Source organism: Rhodopseudomonas sp. (assembly GCF_048594845.1).
Lineage (GTDB): Bacteria > Pseudomonadota > Alphaproteobacteria > Rhizobiales > Xanthobacteraceae > Rhodopseudomonas.
Genome location: NZ_JBMDXE010000172.1, coordinates 1 through 3,568, shown reverse-complemented (window position 1 = coordinate 3,568; position 3,568 = coordinate 1). Strand labels below are relative to the sequence as shown.

Annotated in this window: 3 protein-coding genes and 1 pseudogene; all 4 read left to right on the top strand. The window is 67.1% G+C overall.

Annotated elements, in window-relative coordinates:
• Nucleotides 1-850, top strand: an 850-nt coding sequence (locus ACOJTD_RS10825) for an aspartate carbamoyltransferase catalytic subunit (RefSeq protein WP_420132920.1), incomplete at its 5' end; no start/stop codon positions are given.
• A gap of 20 nt (nucleotides 851-870) precedes the next feature.
• Nucleotides 871-2,172 carry a dihydroorotase gene (locus ACOJTD_RS10820; RefSeq protein WP_420132919.1) on the top strand — a complete coding sequence of 434 codons (1,302 nt, stop codon included), beginning with the start codon at nucleotides 871-873 and terminating at the stop codon, nucleotides 2,170-2,172.
• A 216-nt stretch (nucleotides 2,173-2,388) separates the two neighbouring features.
• Nucleotides 2,389-3,000 (top strand): glycerol-3-phosphate 1-O-acyltransferase PlsY, encoded by a 612-nt coding sequence (plsY, locus tag ACOJTD_RS10815; protein ID WP_420132918.1) that lies wholly within the window; start codon nucleotides 2,389-2,391, stop codon nucleotides 2,998-3,000.
• Between the two features lie 197 nt (nucleotides 3,001-3,197).
• Nucleotides 3,198-3,568, top strand: a pseudogene (locus ACOJTD_RS10810) (DNA-protecting protein DprA); the annotation flags it as partial.

The following is a 3,568-nucleotide window of genomic DNA, read 5'->3' as shown; positions in this document are numbered from 1 at the left end:
AGAATATGTCGAGCTCAACCGGCAGGTCGACAAGAAGCGCACCTCGCTGCGCGGCCGTACCCAGGTCAATCTGTTCTTCGAAGCGTCGACGCGGACGCAGTCGTCGTTCGAGATCGCCGGCAAGCGCCTCGGCGCCGACGTCATGAACATGAGCGTGTCGTCATCGTCGATGCGCAAGGGCGAGACCCTGATGGACACCGCGGTGACGCTGAACGCGATGCACCCGGACATCCTCGTCGTGCGCCATCACGCCTCCGGCGCGGTGGAACTGCTCGCCCGCAAGGTCGACGGCTCGGTGATCAATGCCGGCGACGGCGCCCATGAGCATCCGACCCAGGCGCTGCTCGACGCGCTGACGATCCGCCGCAACAAGGGCCGGCTCGAAGGGCTGGTGGTGGCGATCTGCGGTGACGTGATGCATTCGCGCGTCGCGCGCTCCAACATTCTGCTGCTGAACACCATGGGCGCCCGCGTCCGCGTCGTTGCGCCTTCCACGCTGCTGCCCGCGGGCATCGAACGGATGGGCGTCGAGGTGGCGCGCGACATGCGCGAAGGGCTCGACGGCGCCGACATCGTGATGATGCTGCGGCTGCAGCGCGAGCGCATGAACGGCTCCTTCGTGCCGTCGAGCGGCGAGTACTTCCAGTATTTCGGCCTCGACCAGAAGAAGCTGTCCTACGCCAAGCCGGACGCACTGGTGATGCATCCGGGGCCGATGAACCGCGGCGTCGAGATCGACTCCGCCGTCGCCGACGGCGCGCAGTCGCTGATCCGCGAACAGGTGGAAATGGGCGTGGCGGTGCGCATGGCGGTGCTCGAAGCGCTCGCCCGCAACCTGCCCAACGCCTGAAGCTGGAACGGGACCGAACAATGCTGACCGACCGCCGCCCGATCCTGCTCGCCAACGCCCGACTGATCGACCCCGGCCGCGACTTCGACGGTGTCGGCGACGTGCTGATCGCCGACGGCGTGATCCGCGATGCCCGCCGCGGGATCGGCGCCGCCGGCGTGCCCGAGGGCACCGACATCATCAATTGCAACGGCATGGTGGTCGCGCCCGGCCTGGTCGACATGCGTGCCTTCGTGGGCGAGCCCGGCGCCAGCCATCGTGAGACGTTTGCTTCGGCGAGCCAGGCTGCTGCCGCCGGCGGCATCACCACCATCGTCTGCCAGCCGAACACCTCGCCGGTGATCGACAACTCGGCGACGGTCGATTTCGTGATGCGCCGCGCGCGCGACACCGCGATCGTCAACATCCATCCGATGGCGGCGCTGACCAAGGATCTCGCCGGCGCCGAGATGACCGAGATCGGTCTCTTGAAGGCCGCCGGCGCGGTGGCATTCAGCGACGGCGACCGCAGCGTGATGAACGCGCAGGTGATGCGCCGCGTCCTCACCTATGCGCGCGATTTCGACGCGCTGATCGTGCACCACACCGAAGACCCCGACCTCGTCGGCGAAGGCGTGATGAACGAGGGCGAATTCGCCACCCGGCTCGGCCTGTCCGGCGTGCCGGCGGCGGCCGAGGCCGTGGTGCTGGAGCGCGACGTCCGCCTCGCGGCGCTGACCGGCGGCCGCTACCACGCCGCGTCGCTGACTTGCATCGAGTCGCTGGAGATCCTGCAGCGCGCGCGCGACGCCGGCATCAACGTCTCGGCTTCGGTTTCGATCAACCACATCTCGCTCAACGAGAACGACATCGGCCCGTACCGCACCTTCCTCAAGCTGTCGCCGCCGCTGCGCACCGAGGACGACCGCAAGGCGCTGATCGCCGCGGTGTCGTCCGGGCTGAGCGACGTGGTGATGGCGGACCACAATCCGCCGGACGTCGTGGTCACGCGCCTGCCCTGCGCCGCGGCGGAGGCCGGCGCGATCGGGCTGGAGACCATGCTGCCGGCCGGGCTGCGGCTGGTGCACAGCGGCGAACTCGACCTGCTCTCCCTGATCCGTGCGATGTCGACCCGCCCGGCCGAACTGCTCGGCCTGCCCGGCGGCACGCTGCGCGCCGGCGCCCCCGCCGACCTGATCGTGATCGACATCGACACGCCGTGGATCGTCGATCCAAACGAACTGAAGTCGAAATGCAAGAACACGCCATTCGACGAGGCGCGGTTCTCTGGCCGCGTGGCTCGGACCATCGTCGGTGGACGGACGGTGTACGAGCATGTGTGAGTGAGTTTGAAGGGCTAACGGAGTTGGCCGACGGGTAGAGCCTCCCCCGTCATTGCGAGCACCCGGATCGGCGCTCCGCGCCGTCCGGGCACAGGCTCCGCGAAGCAATCCAGAGGCGCCGAGCACTGGGCCTCTGGATTGCTTCCTCGCTTCGCTCCTCGCAATGACGGGGAGAGTTTGATTGTATTCCCGACTTGCTAGATTGTTTGGAGAGTTGTGATGATCGGGATCTACCTTGCCGCCTTGGTGATCGGCTATCTGCTCGGCTCGATCCCGTTCGGACTGATCCTCACCAAACTCGCCGGCACGCAGGATCTGCGCTCGATCGGCTCCGGCAATATCGGCGCCACCAACGTTCTGCGCACCGGCCGCAAGGGCCTCGCCGCCGCGACGCTGCTGCTCGACGCGCTGAAGGGCACCGCCGCGGTGATCCTCGCCGCTTATCTGGCGCGCGGCACCGACGCGGTCTCTGCCAACGCCGCGATGCTGGCCGGGCTTGGCGCGTTTCTCGGCCATCTGTTTCCGATCTGGTTGAAGTTCAAGGGCGGCAAAGGGGTCGCCGTCTACATCGGCATTCTGCTCGGCCTGTTCTGGCCCGGCGCGCTGGTGTTCTGCCTGCTGTGGCTCGCCACCGCCTTCACCGCGCGCTACTCGTCGCTGTCCGCCCTGGTCGCGGCCTTTATCACCCCAATCTTCCTGTGGTGGTTCGGCCACCCGGCGCTCGCCTCGCTATTCGCCGTGCTGACCCTGCTGCTATTCTGGATGCACCGCGAAAACATCAAGCGGTTGCAGGCAGGGACGGAAAGCCGGATCGGCGAGAAGAAGTAAGCGGCTTCGTTCGTCGCTCGCTTCAGCGTCATTGCGAGCGAAGCGAAGCAATCCAGACGCGTGCCCGGCGCTAAATTGCTTCGCTTCGCCCGCGATGACTGCGGTCAAGTAGCTCCAATTACCATTGCCTCCTCCCGCTTTCGTCGAACTTGTTCCCTTCCGACAGCTAAGCAACACTCTCCCTACGGGGGTGGTGCGTGGCCGGAAATAGTAGCGATCAGAGCACGACTCTCCTCACCGATGCGCAGCGCATCGACTGGCTGCGACTGATCCGCAGTGACAATGTCGGCCCACGGACCTTCCGCTCGCTGATCAATCATTTCGGCTCGGCGCGCGTAGCGCTGGAGCGGTTGCCGGAATTGGCCCGGCGGGGCGGCGCGGCGCGGGCTGGCCGGATTCCGTCAGAAGAGGATGCGCGGCGCGAGATCGAGGGTTCGCGGCGTATCGGCGTCGAGTTGGTTGCGCCGGGTGAAACCGGGTATCCGCCGCGGCTGGCGACGATCGACGACGCGCCGCCGCTGCTCGGCGTCCATGCCCTGCCCGATGCGCTGGCGCTGATGGCGCGGCC